The 13333-nt window shown below is 72.7% G+C and carries 17 protein-coding genes; 9 read left to right on the forward strand and 8 right to left on the reverse strand.

Annotated features, from left to right (window positions below; all coding sequences use genetic code 11):
• Positions 1-69: 69 nt before the first annotated feature.
• A complete protein-coding gene (gene rsrA, locus ACFPFQ_RS11225; RefSeq protein WP_379617572.1) occupies positions 70-414 on the reverse strand; it encodes a mycothiol system anti-sigma-R factor in 345 nt (114 codons plus the stop codon).
• Positions 411-1028, reverse strand: coding sequence for a sigma-70 family RNA polymerase sigma factor (locus ACFPFQ_RS11230; RefSeq protein WP_379617626.1), 618 nt, complete (start codon positions 1026-1028; stop codon positions 411-413). Before ACFPFQ_RS11230 ends, rsrA begins: the two co-directional genes overlap by 4 nt.
• Positions 1029-1329: 301 nt before the next feature.
• Between ACFPFQ_RS11230 and ybaK the strand changes: the two genes are divergently transcribed.
• Entirely contained in the window at positions 1330-1806 is a 477-nt protein-coding gene (gene ybaK / locus ACFPFQ_RS11235) for a Cys-tRNA(Pro) deacylase (protein WP_379617574.1), read from the forward strand.
• A 22-nt stretch (positions 1807-1828) separates the two neighbouring features.
• Here ybaK and ACFPFQ_RS11240 read toward each other — a convergent pair whose 3' ends face one another.
• Complete coding sequence (locus tag ACFPFQ_RS11240; RefSeq protein ID WP_379617576.1) at positions 1829-2464, reverse strand: alpha/beta family hydrolase; 636 nt, start codon at positions 2462-2464, stop codon at positions 1829-1831.
• Positions 2461-3255, reverse strand: a complete 795-nt coding sequence (locus ACFPFQ_RS11245; protein ID WP_379617578.1) for an SOS response-associated peptidase — start codon at positions 3253-3255, stop codon at positions 2461-2463. Before ACFPFQ_RS11245 ends, ACFPFQ_RS11240 begins: the two co-directional genes overlap by 4 nt.
• Positions 3256-3345: 90 nt before the next feature.
• On the opposite strand from ACFPFQ_RS11245, the gene ACFPFQ_RS11250 reads away from it, so the two are divergent.
• The 5 genes from ACFPFQ_RS11250 (at position 3346) to ACFPFQ_RS11270 (ending at position 7518) form a co-directional block, all read left to right on the forward strand.
• Entirely contained in the window at positions 3346-3729 is a 384-nt protein-coding gene (locus ACFPFQ_RS11250; RefSeq protein WP_379617580.1) for a hypothetical protein, read from the forward strand.
• A gap of 40 nt (positions 3730-3769) precedes the next feature.
• Complete coding sequence (gene aroA / locus ACFPFQ_RS11255) at positions 3770-5035, forward strand: 3-phosphoshikimate 1-carboxyvinyltransferase (RefSeq protein ID WP_379617582.1); 1266 nt, start codon at positions 3770-3772, stop codon at positions 5033-5035.
• A gap of 170 nt (positions 5036-5205) precedes the next feature.
• Positions 5206-6036 (forward strand): ribosome small subunit-dependent GTPase A, encoded by an 831-nt coding sequence (gene rsgA / locus ACFPFQ_RS11260; protein WP_379617584.1) that lies wholly within the window; start codon positions 5206-5208, stop codon positions 6034-6036.
• Positions 6037-6132: 96 nt separating this feature from the next.
• Positions 6133-6960: a hypothetical protein gene (locus tag ACFPFQ_RS11265; RefSeq protein ID WP_379617586.1), complete on the forward strand. Its 828-nt coding sequence runs from the start codon at positions 6133-6135 to the stop codon at positions 6958-6960.
• A gap of 33 nt (positions 6961-6993) precedes the next feature.
• Positions 6994-7518 carry a DUF1707 SHOCT-like domain-containing protein gene (locus ACFPFQ_RS11270; protein WP_379617588.1) on the forward strand — a complete coding sequence of 175 codons (525 nt, stop codon included), beginning with the start codon at positions 6994-6996 and terminating at the stop codon, positions 7516-7518.
• Between the two features lie 264 nt (positions 7519-7782).
• Here the strand turns inward: ACFPFQ_RS11270 and ACFPFQ_RS11275 are convergent, their stop codons facing one another.
• Complete coding sequence (locus ACFPFQ_RS11275) at positions 7783-8289, reverse strand: DUF6912 family protein (protein ID WP_379617590.1); 507 nt, start codon at positions 8287-8289, stop codon at positions 7783-7785.
• Positions 8290-8299: 10 nt separating this feature from the next.
• Positions 8300-9709 carry a WS/DGAT/MGAT family O-acyltransferase gene (locus ACFPFQ_RS11280; protein ID WP_379617592.1) on the reverse strand — a complete coding sequence of 470 codons (1410 nt, stop codon included), beginning with the start codon at positions 9707-9709 and terminating at the stop codon, positions 8300-8302.
• Positions 9710-9894: 185 nt separating this feature from the next.
• Between ACFPFQ_RS11280 and ACFPFQ_RS11285 the strand changes: the two genes are divergently transcribed.
• The 3 genes from ACFPFQ_RS11285 to ACFPFQ_RS11295 are packed head-to-tail and all read left to right on the forward strand — an operon-like array spanning position 9895 to position 12226.
• Positions 9895-10677 carry a TrmH family RNA methyltransferase gene (locus ACFPFQ_RS11285; protein WP_379617594.1) on the forward strand — a complete coding sequence of 261 codons (783 nt, stop codon included), beginning with the start codon at positions 9895-9897 and terminating at the stop codon, positions 10675-10677.
• A 56-nt stretch (positions 10678-10733) separates the two neighbouring features.
• Positions 10734-11954 carry an alpha-hydroxy acid oxidase gene (locus ACFPFQ_RS11290; RefSeq protein ID WP_379617596.1) on the forward strand — a complete coding sequence of 407 codons (1221 nt, stop codon included), beginning with the start codon at positions 10734-10736 and terminating at the stop codon, positions 11952-11954.
• A 44-nt stretch (positions 11955-11998) separates the two neighbouring features.
• Positions 11999-12226 (forward strand): antitoxin, encoded by a 228-nt coding sequence (locus ACFPFQ_RS11295; protein WP_379617598.1) that lies wholly within the window; start codon positions 11999-12001, stop codon positions 12224-12226.
• 26 nt (positions 12227-12252) lie between these two features.
• Here ACFPFQ_RS11295 and ACFPFQ_RS11300 read toward each other — a convergent pair whose 3' ends face one another.
• A complete protein-coding gene (locus ACFPFQ_RS11300; protein WP_379617600.1) occupies positions 12253-12636 on the reverse strand; it encodes an HAD-IA family hydrolase in 384 nt (127 codons plus the stop codon).
• 4 nt (positions 12637-12640) lie between these two features.
• The gene (locus ACFPFQ_RS11305) at positions 12641-13102 is read right to left on the reverse strand and encodes a MarR family winged helix-turn-helix transcriptional regulator (protein ID WP_379617602.1); all 462 of its coding nucleotides are present in this window, start codon (positions 13100-13102) and stop codon (positions 12641-12643) included.
• Positions 13103-13333: the final 231 nt, after the last annotated feature.

Below are 13333 nucleotides of genomic sequence, written 5' to 3' on the forward strand. Positions count from 1 at the left end.
TACGGTGATCAACAGGGCCTGTTGATCACCACAACTTCGTTCTCGACGGTCAGTTCGGGCGCGAGCGGATCAGCCGCGCTGTTCGATGCGGGTGGAGCGAACTTCCACCGTGGTGGTGGTGACGCCCTCGGGGCCCGTCTCCACCGTGACCTGGGCCTGTTCCAGCACCGCGACGCGGATCTGCTGGCGCAACTTGTCCTTCAGGCCCGCGGGGGCGTGCTCACCGCCGCACTTGGTGGCCAGGAGCCTCTTGAGCTTCTCGTCGATGCCGTACTCGGCGAGGCAGGGCTGGCACTCGTCCAGGTGCTGGGCCAGCAGCGAGCGCCGGTCCTTGTCGCACTCCTGGTCGAGGAACAGCCAGACCTCGGCGAGTACCTCGGAGCAGTCGGTCTCGTGGTGGTCGCCGCAGCTCATGACGACACCTCCTGCTCGCCCCGGAGGAATCCCCGGTCCCGAGCGGTGTCGGTGAGCATGTCACGAAGCTGGCGCCGGCCGCGGTGCAACCGCGACATGACGGTGCCGATGGGCGTACCCATGATGTCGGCGATCTCCTTGTACGCGAACCCCTCGACATCGGCGAGGTACACGGCCATCCGGAAGTCGTCGGGCAGCTGCTGCAGTGCCGCCTTGACGTCGTTGTCCGGGAGCCGGTCCAGCGCTTCCATCTCGGCCGACGGCAAGCCCTGCGAGGTGTGCTCACCGGCCTGCGCGATCTGCCAGTCGGTGATCTCGTCGGTGGGCGACTGCAACGGCTGGCGCTGCCGCTTGCGGTAACCGTTGATGTAGGTGTTGGTGAGGATGCGGTACAGCCACGCCTTGAGGTTGGTGCCCGCGCGGAACGTGCGGAAGGCCGAGTAGGCCTTCAGGAACGTCTCCTGGACGAGGTCCTCGGCATCGGCCGGGTTGCGCGTCATGCGCAACGCAGCACCGTAGAGCTGGTCGATCAGCGGCATCGCGTCACGCTCGAAGCGTGCGGCACGATCCTCGGCCGACTCCTGCTCAGGGTCGACCGGCGCCGCGGCCAGCAGCGCATCGGCCGCTGCTTCCGCCTGCGCCTGGTCGGCGGCCACCTTCGCGGCCTGCTCGGTGCTGGGCACCGCGCTCCTCTCATGCCGGACCGCGCGGAACGCGACCCCGGGAACGGCCACCGCCCCGGCGACCGAATGACGCTCAGAGCCTACGCGCCTCGTGCCGTCAGGTCCTGTCGGACGTGTCTCACCCGGCGGTGTCAACATCGGCACACCGGCCGCTGTCGGAGCCTCCATCACTGCGTGTGTCACCTACCCGCCAACACCGCCCACCCGTGGCTGATTCCCTATCGTGGCGCGGGTGGCAGGTAAGGGAACCCCGGCAACGGCACTGCTCGCGAAGGCGGGCGTCGCCCATCGCGTGCACACCTACGAGCACGGCCGGGGCGCGGCGTACGGCCTGGAGGCCGTCGAGGCGCTGGGAATCGACGCGGGCAGCGTGTTCAAGACGCTCGTCGCCGAGGTCGACGGAACGCTCACCGTCGGCGTCGTCCCGGTGTCGGCGATGCTCGACCTCAAGGCGCTCGCGGCGGCCGTCGGCGGGAAGCGGGCGAAGATGGCCGACGTCGCCGTCGCCGAGCGCACCACCGGCTACGTCGCGGGCGGCATCTCGCCGCTGGGCCAGCGCAAGCGGCTGCCGACGGTGGTGGACGCCTCTGCCGAGCACCTGGTGACGATGTTCTGCAGCGGCGGTCGGCGCGGCCTGGAGATCGAGCTGGCTCCGGCCGACCTGGCGCGACTGGCACAGGCGACGTTCGCGAGGATCGCCACCACCTGAGCGGCACCCGAGGTGGGGTGCGTCAGCCGGTGTGGCTCCCGACGAGCGGCCGCAGCCAGCTCGCCACAGCGGCACGCAGGCCGGGCATGTCGGACTTCAGCGAGTGGTCGCCACGCAGCAGCACCACCTCGCGCCCCGGCACCGGGTCGGGCACGCCGAACGGGTCGCCGACGCCCTGCACCACGAGTATCGGCACGGTCGGTGCGGCGAGCTCGGCGAGGCGGTCCTTCTCCGGCCTGCCCGGTGGGTGCACCGGGAACGCCAGGCACAGCACGCCCACGGCGCCGCCCGCCGTCGCGTTGCGGCAGGCCACCCGGGCCCCGGAGCTGCGGCCGCCGAACAGCAGCGGCAGCTCCGACGACGCCCGGACGTGCTCGACCACGGCCAGCCACGCCGTGTCGAGCTGCCCGGCTGGAGCCGGCGCGCGCCGGCCCGCGACGCGGTAGGGCTGCTCGACGAGTGCCACGTCGACGCCGGCGGCCACCGCGACGCCTGCCGCGGCCAGCAGGTCGGCAGCGCCGACTCCCCCGCCTGCGCCGTGACCCAGCAGCAGGGTCGCGCGGGCGGCGCCGTCGGCTGCGCGGCGCGTGATGCGGGCCGGGCCGTGCGGGGTGTCGATCTCCTCGACGACCGGTTCGGTGCTCGTCCCGGGGCTCATCCGGGGTTGGGCCCGGCGAGCAGATCCAGCTGCAGCGGCTCGGCGACGTCGTCGGGCGCCATCTCCGCGATCAGCTCCGGGCTGTTGTTGCGCACGCTGTTGACCAGCGCCGACACCGGCCGCAGCTCGAGGGTGGCCACCAGGTCCGCCGAAGGCGGGGCCAGCAGCGCGCCGATCGCCTCGTCACCGGCTCCGGCGTCCGGGTCGAGCCACGCGTCCCACGCCGACGGCGGCAGCACCAGCGGCATGCGGTCGTGCACCTGGGCCAGCGGACCGACCGCGGCGGTGGTGAGCACCGTCGCTGTCACGAGCCCGTCGGGGTAGAGGTTGTCGGGATCGTCCTTGGGCTTCCAGAACTCCCACAACCCCGCCATCGCGAGCGAGCTGCCGTCCTTGTAGTGCGTGTAGTAGGGCTGCTTGTGATCAGGACCGCGCTGCCACTCGTACCAGCCTGCGGCCGGGATCAGGCAGCGTCGGGAGTTGACGGCTCTGCGGAACGCGGGCTTCTCGGCGGCCGACTCGGACCGGGCGTTGATCATCTTCGCGCCCGACTTGGGGTCCTTCGCCCAGAACGGCACCAGCCCCCACCGCACCACCCGCAGGCTGCGCTCGACGGTGTCGAGGTCGGGCTCGCCGTCGGCGTCGCGGGGATGGCGCTCGACGACGGCGACGATGTTCTTGGTGGGCGCGACGTTGTAGTCGGCGGCGACGGCGCCCTCGGTGGCGTCGACGGCCCGGAACTCGTCGGCGAGGTCGGTGGGCGCCTTGATCGAGGCGTATCGGCCGCACATGCCTTCCATCTTGCACCTTGCGCGCTCGCGGCCTGTGGACAACTCGGCCGGAAGCCGGTGGGGGTGTCCCAGCTGCCCTACGATGGGCGTATGGCCGAGCCCGCCGACGATCACGAGTCGCGGATCCGTGTCCTGGAACGGCAGATCCAGGAGCTGCGCGAGCAGATCGCCCACGTCAGCAGCGATGCTGCGGCCGCCAGAGTCCTCGCCGGCGGCGCTGATCGCGATGTGGCCGACATGCGGGCCCAGCTGCGGGCGCACACCCAGACGCTGAACGCACTGCGGGAGACGCAGCTCGAACAGGGCCGCGAGATCAGCGAGCTGCGGGCCGAGATGCGGGCCGGGTTCGCCGACGTGCGCGCCGAGTTCGCCGATGTGAGGGGCGAGGTCCGCACCGGCTTCGCCACGCTCCACACCGGAATGACCCACATCACGAGGCTGCTCGAAGGGCTGAGCGGCCCGTCAGCGCCGTAGCGGGTTCGATGCCCCACGCGCATAGGGGATCATTGACGCCGTGAGCACCCCATGGCCTGCCCCGGTGGCATCCGGCCCGGTCCGCGGCCGGGTGGCCGTGCCCGGATCCAAGTCCGTCACCAACCGCGCCCTCCTGCTCGCCGCACTCTCCGGTGGTGCGGCGTCCGTGTCCGGAGCCCCCGCCACCCGCGACACCGCGCTGATGGTCGGCGCGATGCGTGCGCTCGGGGTCCCGGTCGAGGTCGAGGGCGAGCACGTGGCGTTCGCCGCCCACACCGGCTTCCGGGGCGGCGGCGCGGTCGACTGCGGCCTCGCCGGCACCGTGATGCGCTTCGTCCCGCCCGCCGCAGCGCTGGCGCAGGGCCCGGTCGCGTTCGACGGCGACCCGCGCGCCCGTGAGCGCCCGATGGGTACCGTCCTCGACGCGCTGCGCGCGCTCGGCGCCCACATCGACGGCGACGCACTGCCGTTCACCGTGCACGGCACCGGCGGCCTCCCCGGCGGCGACGTGGTCATCGACGCGTCGGCGTCGTCGCAGTTCGTGTCCGGGTTGCTGCTGTCGGGAGCCCTGTTCGAGAAAGGCCTCACCGTGCACCACGACGGCAAGCCGGTGCCGTCGCTGCCCCACATCGAGATGACCGTCGAGATGCTGCGCACCGCGGGCGTCGACGTCGACACCAGCGAGCCCAACACCTGGCGGGTGGAGCCCGGCCCGATCGCGGCTCACCACTGGGCCGTGGAGCCGGACCTGTCCAACGCCTCGGTGTTCTTCGCCGCCGCCGCGGTCACCGGCGGCAGCGTCACGGTCGCGGGCTGGCCCGCCGACGCCACGCAGCCGGGCGCGGAGATCCTGTCCGTACTCGCGCAGGCCGGGTGCACCGTGGAACCGGGCCCCGACGGCATGACGGTGCGCGGCCCGCAGTCGCTCACCGGCGTCGACGTCGACCTGCATGACGCCAGCGAGCTCACCCCCACCGTCGCGGCCGTCGCCGCGCTCGCCACGGGCCCGTCGCGCATCCGCGGCGTCGCCCACATCCGGGGCCACGAGACCGACCGGCTCGCCGCGCTCGTCACGGAGATCGCGGCTCTCGGCGGCGATGTCAACGAGACACCCGACGGCATGGAGATCCGGCCCGTCCCGCTGACCGGACGCTCGGACCGCTGCTGGGGCGCCTACGCCGACCACCGGCTCGCCACGGCGGGCGCGATCATCGGGCTGGTCGTGCCGGGCGTGCTCATCGACGACATCGGCTGCACGGACAAGACGATCCCCGATTTCCCCGCGCGCTGGGCGGCGCTGCTCTGAGCCCCCGGGAGTACGACGAGTCCGACGTCCGGATCCGGCCGGGGCGCCGCGGCGCGCGCCCGCGCACCAAGCGCCGACCGGACCACGCCGACGCGGCGGAGGGCATGGTCACCGTCGTCGACCGTGGCCGCTGGACGTGCGCACCCGAGGGCGACTCCACACGTCCGCCGGTGACTGCGATGCGCGCCCGCGAGCTGGGGCGCACGCCGATCGTCGTCGGCGACCGGGTGGGGCTGGTCGGAGATCTCACCGGGGCCGTCGACACGCTGGCCCGCATCGTCCGGGTCGAGAAGCGGGCCACGGTGCTGCGGCGCACCGCTGATGACGACGACCCGTTCGAGCGGATCGTCGTCGCCAACGCCGAACTGCTGATCATCGTCACGGCGGTGGCCGATCCCGAGCCTCGCACCGGTTTCGTCGACCGCTGCCTGGTCGCCGCGTACGCGGGCGGGCTGAAGCCGGTGCTCTGCCTGACCAAGGCCGATCTCGCCGATCCCGAGCCGTTCGCGGCCCCGTACCGCGAGCTCGACCTGCCGGTGATCGTCACCCGCCGCGACCAGCCGCCGACGGAACTCGCGCAGCTGCTCGCCGGGCGGGTGTCGGCCCTCGTGGGGCATTCCGGGGTCGGCAAGTCGACGCTGGTCAACAAGCTCGTCCCGGACGCGGCCCTCGCCGTCGGCGTGGTGTCGGCCGTCGGCAAGGGCCGCCACACCACCGTCGCGGCGATCGCGCTGCCACTGCCACTGGCCCCCGACGGCAGCCCCGGCTGGGTCGTGGACACGCCGGGGGTGCGCTCGTTCGGGCTCGCCCACGTCACACCCGACGACATCCCGGCGGCCTTCGACGACCTCGCCGCCGCGATCGAGGACTGCCCGCGCGGCTGCGGCCACCTCGGCCCGCCCGCTGATCCGGAGTGCGCGCTCGACACCCGGGTGGAGCAGGGATTGCTGCGACCAGGGCGGCTCGCTGCGCTACGGCGGGTGCTCGTCGCCCTCCAGTGATCGTCCGCTAGCGTGGCCGCGTCCGGCGACCGGGTGACGTGCCGGGTGGAGGCATTGACATCGGATGCGGCGACCTTGACGCAGCGTGGTCCGGCCGTGGCTGAGTCCGGCGGCTCGCAGGCGCCGTGGACCCTGCTCGCCGTGGTCCTCGTGGCGATCTCGTTGCTCACCGGCTGCACCGAGGCCGACGCCGCGAGCCAGCACCCCGGTGTCACGTTCCTCTACGACGCGCACGAGCTGGTGGCCGCGGTCACCGATCGGCAGCGCGCCGACGGCACGGCGCGCCTGAGCCTGGACGGGACCCTCAGCGGCGCCTCGACCCTGACCTTCACCGGTGCCGGGGAGATGCGGGTGGTGGCCGGCGCGGTCTCGGTCCGGTTCACCCAGACCGTGACGCAGCCCGGCTCGCCGCCGCAGGAGACGGGCTTCGTGGTGCTGCCCGGCGCCACCTACCTGCGGCTCCCGCCCGCCGCGGGAGAGTCGCACGCCACGCCGTGGGTGCGAGTCGATCCGCAGGGCACCGATACGGAGTCCCGGCAGCTGCGGTCGGAGGCGGCAGCGGTCACCGACAGCGCCGACCCGATGCGGTCGCTGTCGCGCTACGTCGATGCCACCCTCGTCTCCGACGCCGCCGACGACACCACCGACGGCGTCCCGACCGTGCGGTACACGATCGTCGTGGACCTCGCCCGCGCTGCGCGCGCCGAGCCCGACCCGGCCGTCCGGGCCCAGCTGGAGCAGCAGGTGCGCGGCGGGCTGCTGCGGGTGACGTCGACGCTGTGGGTGGACAGCAGCTTCCGGCCGGTCCGCAGCGAGGTGCACCAGGACGTTCCGGGCATCGGCGTGCTGGCCATCACCGGGAGCTACCGCGACTGGGGCCGACCCGTCGAGATCGAGGCACCGCCGGTCGCGCAGGTCAGGTAGCTGCCGCCCGGACCGGGGTGGCAGCATGCCGGCATGACCTCCGGGGACCAGCCGCTGCGCATCGGAACGACCGAACGGACCGCCGCGATGAAGGCCCTCGACGAGCACCTCGCGGAGGGGCGCCTCGGCGTCGAGGAGTACGCCGACCGCTCGGCGGTCGCGGCGAACGCCACGGTCGCCAGCGAGCTCGCCGAGCTGTTCACCGACCTGCCCGCGCCGCACCCCGTGCTGCCCGGGATCTCCACGCCGCTGCCGGTCGTGAGTACGGCCGGAGCCGCGCCTGCCGTGCCGGACAGCACCGGCAGCGGGGCCGTGGCGAACCGCGCGGCGAGCTTCATCGAGGGTTGGGGGCCGCGCCTCGTCGCGGTGTCACCGTTCGTGGCGCTGGCGCTGTTCCTGACGGTGGGCGGTTGGTGGTGGTGGCTGTTGATCCCCGCCATGGGTGCGCTCGTCTACGGCGGCGGTGTGGGTCGCGACGACGATGACGACCGGCGCGACGGGCGTGCTGACCGGGACCGGGACCGGCGCGACCGCCGGGATCGGCGCGACCGGCGCTGAGCCGTCTCGGGTGAGCAGTGCGGCGAGCCGCTCGTCGGCCATCGACCAGGGCGCCAGCCAGACGATGAGGTTGCCGCGGGCCGAGAGCACCTGCAGGTCGTCCACGGGCAGGCCCTGCCGGGAGCCCACGGCGGAGACGGCGGCGAGCCCGGCGCGCACCCGTTCCTCGATCCCGCTCACCCGCGGCCCCCGGATCGCAGCATGGTGGCCATCCTGCGACTCAACGCTGGGATGGCCACCATGCTGCGGTTCCGGACCGACCGCTCAGCGCAGCTCGACGAGGAACGCCACCTCGGACGGGTCGTACCAGGCGAGCTCGTGGTCCTCGGCCTCACCGACGTGGAACTCGGCGTCCAGGTCGCCCATGTCGGCGGCGTCGACGGCAGCGGCGGCCTGACGGACCACGTACTCCGCCTCCTCGTTGTCGACGTGCACGGCGGCCACCTTCTCCAGCGGCACCGGGCCGGCGATCCGGACGGCGGCGTCGTCGAGGTCGGGGCGCAGTGTGACGTCGTCGAGGTCGGCGGCCACCACCACCCGCCTGGCCGGCGTGGTGTCCTCACCGAGCCCGAACTCGACGGCGAGCAGGCGCAGCGACGCCCTGGCCGCCTCGTTCATCGCCGCGTACTCGAGCTCTTCCTCGTCGCCGCTGGTGTAGGCCTCGCGGAACCGCGGCGTCAGCGAGAAGGCCGTGCCGCCGATCGGCTCCAGCAACCCGGTCTTGATCATCGATCGCAGCATGGGCCAGGTGGCCGGGACATACACGCGCACTTGCCGCTCCTCAGCTGACCGTCGCGAGCAGCTCGTCGAGCGACTCGTCGACCATTCCGGCGAGAACATCGACGTCGGCCATCGCATCACGATCACCGTTGAAGCCGTAGTAGACGCCGCCGTCGTAGGACGTGAGCCCGATGGCGAGCGCCTGGCCCTTGGCCAGTGGCACCACCGGGAACATCTCCAGCATGCGCGCTCCGGCGGCGTAGAGCGGGAACTGGGGGCCGGGCACGTTGGTCACCACCAGGTTGAAGATCCGCTTGGAGAATCCGCTCGCGGCGCGCGCACCCAAGGCGTGCAGGGTAGGGGGTGCGAACCCGCCGACACGGACCAGGGTGTCGGCCCCCACCGACTGGCCGCCCGCGGTGTGCTCGCGCATCGCGTGCGTGACGTGGTGCAGCCGCACCTTCGGGCTCGGCTCCCCCACCGGCAGGTCGACCAGGAACGACGAGACCCGGTTGCCCAGCGACCCGGACGTCGCCGAGCTGGGCACGTCGGCCTCGCCCCGCACCGACAGCGGCACCATCGCCCGCACCGACGCCGACGACGTGACGGGCTCACCACGCGAGAGCAGCCAGCTGCGCAGGGCTCCGGTCACGACGCTGAGCACCACGTCGTTGACGCTGCACCCGTAGACGGCGCGGATCTTGCGGTAGTCCTCGAGCTGGGTGCGGGCCACCGCGAACCGGCGCTGCGTGGAGATCGCCACGTTGAGCGGCGTGCCCGGCGCGCGCCTGCTCGCCGTGCGGGCCATCGAGAACAGGTGCGCCCCGGCGTCGGCGAGCTTGCCGAGCGTGGCCACGGCATCGCCCGCGGCGGAACGGACGTTGTCGACGACCACGCCGGGCCGCGCGACGGCCTCGGCCACCGCGTCGAACACGAGCTGCGCGTCGGTCGGCTCCGGGCGGGGCATCCACAGCTGCTCGGGCAGCTTCCGCGGCTCGGCGGAGACGTCCAGGATCACCTGGCCGATGTCGATCGCGCTGATGCCGTCGACCATCGCCTGGTGGGTCTTGGTGAGCACCGCCGTCCGGCCACCTTCGAGGCCCTCCACCAGGTACATCTCCCACAGCGGGCGGGTGTGGTCGAGCGGGCGCGACATCAGCCGGGCCACCAGCTCGGTCAGCTGCTCGTCGGAGCCCGGTTTGGGCAGCGCCGAGCGCCGCACGTGGTAGGCCACGTCGAAGTCGGTGTCGTCGACCCAGACCGGGCGCGCGAGGTTGCCGGGGACGTGGCGCACCTTCTGCCGGTAGCGCGGCACCATCGCGATGCGCTGTTCGATGAGCTCCACGAGCCGGTCGTAGTCGAACCCGGCCTTCGGGCGCCGGAACAGTGACACGGCCCCGACGTGCATGGGTGTGGTCGGCTGCTCCAGGTACAGGAACGAGGCATCGAGGGCGGAGAGCCGGGGTGGCATGGGGCAATCCTAGGCCGTGCCTCCTGGGCCCATGCCCGGCGAGCGGTGATCCAGGCGGCGTCTGGCAAGGCGGAGGAGGCGCCGATACCGCTGTTGTATCGGCGCCGACGACAACGCCACCAGACGCCGCCCGGGCGCCGCGCAGCGGGCTGAATGGCTCAGGAGGTGCGGCCTAGGCTGGGGGCATGGCAGAGGGCCGATCGCCGAAGGACACCTTCATCACCGTCTACGGACGCAAGCCCGTGCTGGAGGCCCTCGCCGACGACGGCCTGCACGTCGACAAGGTGATCCTCGCCGACGGGCAGCGCGGCGAGCCGGTGCGCGCGATCCTCGACGCCGCCCGCCGCCGTCACGTCGAGGTGCAGTGGGCCACGCCGCACCGGGTGAAGGTGCTGGCCGGCAACGGACGTCACGACCAGGGCGTACTCGCCGATGTCGTCGCGCCACGGATGGCACCGATCGCCGAGTTCCTCGACGGGCTGGGCGACTCCCCCGCCTCGGTACTGGTGCTCGACCGCCTCACCAACCCGTCCAACGTCGGCATGATCCTGCGCAGCGCCACCGCCGCCGGACTGGACGGGGTGCTGCTGCCGCGGCGCGGGCTGCCCGCGATCGACCCCCTCATGATCAAGGCATCGGCGGGGGTGGCGTTCCGGGCTCCGGTGCTGCGCTCGGCCACGGTCGAGGACGGGTGCGTCGCGCTCAAGGAAGCCGGGTTCACCCTCTTCGGGCTCGACGCCGGTGGCGACTCGCTGCTCGACGCGGAGCTGCCCGACCGGGTCGCGCTGGTGCTCGGGAACGAGACCGACGGGCTCACGGCGTCGCTGCGCCCCACCCTCGACGGCATCCTCGCGATCCCGATGTACGGCGGCGTCGAGTCGCTGGGGGTGGCGAGTGCCGGGGCGGTTGCGGCGTTCGAGCTGGCCCGCTGGCGCCACCAGACCCCGTCGAGAACGTCGTCGCCGTGATCCACAGGGCCTGTTGATCACAGCAGGTACGTTCTCGACGGATCTAAGCTCGGCCCATGGTTGAGCGCAGGATGCCCCGCTGGTCCGAGCTCCGACCGCTGCTGCGGCCGGCACCCTTCATCGTGAACGGCGACGAGCGCAGGCTCAGCCGGGCCGCGAGCATCGGCGACCTGCGGGCGATCGCACGCAGGCGCACCCCGCGTGCCGTGTTCGACTACACCGACGGTGCGGCGGACGGGGAGATCTCGCTGAACCGGGCGCGCGCGGCGTTCGCGCGGGTCGAGTTCACCCCGAGCGTGCTCAACGACGTCTCGACGGCCGACGTCGGCCGCACCATCCTCGGCAAGCGCTCGGCGCTGCCGTTCGCGTTCGGCCCCACCGGCTTCACGCGGATGATGCACCACGAGGGCGAGCGTGCGGTCGCCTCCGTCGCCGAGCAGGTCGGCATCCCGTTCACCCTCTCGACGATGGGCACCACCACGATCGAGGACGTCGCGGCGGCCGCTCCGGGGGCACGCCGCTGGTTCCAGCTCTACCTGTGGCGCGACCGCGCCTACGGCAAGGACCTGGTCCAACGGGCCGCCGCGGCCGGCTACGACACCCTGATGCTCACCGTCGACACCCCGGTGGGTGGTGCCCGGCTGCGCGACGTCCGCAACGGGCTCGCGATCCCGCCTGCCCTCTCGCTCAAGACGTTCGTCGACGGTGCGCTGCACCCGCACTGGTGGTTCAACATGCTCACCACCGAGCCGCTGACGTTCTCCAGCCTCGCCTCCTCAGGGGGCGCCGTCTCGGACCTGATCAACCGCGTCTTCGACCCGGCGCTGACCATCGCCGACGTCGAGTGGTTGCGCGGAGCCTGGGACGGCAAGCTCGTGATCAAGGGCATCCAGAGCGTCGCCGATGCCCGCCGCGTGGTGGAGGCGGGCGCCGACGCGGTGCTGCTGTCCAACCACGGCGGCCGCCAGCTCGACCGCGCGCCGGTGCCGCTGGAGCTGATCCAACCCGTCCGGGAAGCCCTCGGGGATCGCGCTGAAGTGCTGGTCGACACCGGTATCACCAACGGTGCCGACGTGCTGGCCGCGATCGCGCTCGGCGCCGACGCGGCCCTGATCGGCCGCGCCTACCTCTACGGGCTGATGGCCGGTGGGCGCGCCGGCGTGGTGAAGGCGGTCACGATCCTCGCGGGCGAGATCACCAGGACGCTGCAGCTCATCGGGCTCACCAGCGTCGACGAGCTACGCCTTTCGCACGTCCGCATTCGCCCGAACGGGTGAGCCCCCGCCCTGCGAACGCCCCGTGAAGGGTCCATGGTGCCGGTATGAGTTTCTTGGACAAGGCAAAAGAGCTGCTGAACCAGCACGACGACAAGGTCGACCAGGGGCTCGACAAGGCCGGCGAGATGGCAAAGGGCAGGTTCGCCGGTCACGAGGACCAGATCGACGGCCTGACGGGGAAGGCCAAGGGCATGACCGGCGGTGGGGACACCACGCAGACCCCGCCGCCGCCGGCGCCGGAGGGCGAGCAGCCCCCGCCCCCTCCGCAGTAGGGCGTTGTCACGACCCGCGGGGGCGGTCATCGTGGCGGCAGCGCGAGCAGGACCTCCACCTCGAACACGGTGGTCTCCTGGTCGTGGTGTCGCACGGTGACCGCCCCCGCGGCTCGCGCACCTCGCAGGTTTCCCGGCTGGTCGTCCACGACCACGCACTCCGCCGCCGTGACGCCCAGCGCCGCCGCCGTGCGGCGGAACACCTCCGGATCCGGTTTGCGTGCACCCAACGCCGGACCCAGCACGACCACGTCGAACAGCGCCGCGATCCGGTCCGGCACGGCGTGGGCGTCCGAGACGAGCGCCGTGGCGATTCCGGCCGCTCTGGCACGTGTCACCAGCCCGGCGAGCTCCGGGGTGTCGCTCAGCACGCCGCCGTAGTCCATCAGGAGTGCGCGCAGGCTGCTCACGGGTTCATCCTTCCCCCGCACCCGGTGGAAGTGCCGCCAGCACCGCGTGCAGGTAATCGCGCACGACCGCGGCCTGCTCGGGTGCGGGTGTCGGCAGGAGCCGGTACAGCGTCGCTGCGACCTCGGCGTGCACCGCGTGCAGGCGTTCGCGGCCGGGTGCCGTGATCGCCAACCGCACGATGCGGCGATCGGCGACGTCGCGCACCCGCACGACCGCCCCGTCGCGCTCGAGGGCGTCGACGACCGGCGTCAACGTCGCCGGTGTGACCCCGAGCCGGCCGCAGGCGTCGCGGTGAGACATGCCGTCCGCACCGGCCAGCACGCCGAGCAGGCCGAGGCCCGTCGATGTCAGCCCGTGCTCGCCGACCGCGCGCCGGTGGGCCTGCGCCAGTGCGGCACCCGTCCAGGTCAGCAGCCGCGCGAGCGGCATGGCCGCGGGGTCGGCGTCGAACCAACCGTCGTCCACCGGTCCATCCCTACGCCATCGAACAGTTCGTCGCCATACCGTTCGCCGCCTGATGAGCCCGATGCGCCACGGCGGCCACCCCGTGCGCCGCACGATCCCCACATGGCATCACCCGCGACAGAACCGAACCCCGCCCGCCGACGCGCGCCCCAGCGACCGGTGCTGAGTGTGCCAGCCTGAGTTGGCCCCACTTGGAGCCCGAGTGATGGCTTGAGGTGGCCCCACCCTCGA

Source organism: Pseudonocardia sp. GCM10023141 (assembly GCF_042653605.1).

Bases quoted from the DNA above. Each gene is read 5' to 3' on its own strand.
- ACFPFQ_RS11270 (WP_379617588.1), top strand. From the start codon at position 6,994: ATGACCTCCGGGGACCAGCCGCTGCGCATCGGAACGACCGAACGGACC.
- ACFPFQ_RS11250 (WP_379617580.1), top strand. From the start codon at position 3,346: ATGGCCGAGCCCGCCGACGATCACGAGTCGCGGATCCGTGTCCTGGAA.
- ACFPFQ_RS11290 (WP_379617596.1), top strand. From the start codon at position 10,734: ATGGTTGAGCGCAGGATGCCCCGCTGGTCCGAGCTCCGACCGCTGCTG.
- ACFPFQ_RS11280 (WP_379617592.1), bottom strand. From the start codon at position 9,709: ATGCCACCCCGGCTCTCCGCCCTCGATGCCTCGTTCCTGTACCTGGAG.
- ACFPFQ_RS11240 (WP_379617576.1), bottom strand. From the start codon at position 2,464: ATGAGCCCCGGGACGAGCACCGAACCGGTCGTCGAGGAGATCGACACC.
- ACFPFQ_RS11295 (WP_379617598.1), top strand. From the start codon at position 11,999: ATGAGTTTCTTGGACAAGGCAAAAGAGCTGCTGAACCAGCACGACGAC.
- ACFPFQ_RS11245 (WP_379617578.1), bottom strand. From the start codon at position 3,255: ATGTGCGGCCGATACGCCTCGATCAAGGCGCCCACCGACCTCGCCGAC.
- rsrA (WP_379617572.1), bottom strand. From the start codon at position 414: ATGAGCTGCGGCGACCACCACGAGACCGACTGCTCCGAGGTACTCGCC.
- ACFPFQ_RS11285 (WP_379617594.1), top strand. From the start codon at position 9,895: ATGGCAGAGGGCCGATCGCCGAAGGACACCTTCATCACCGTCTACGGA.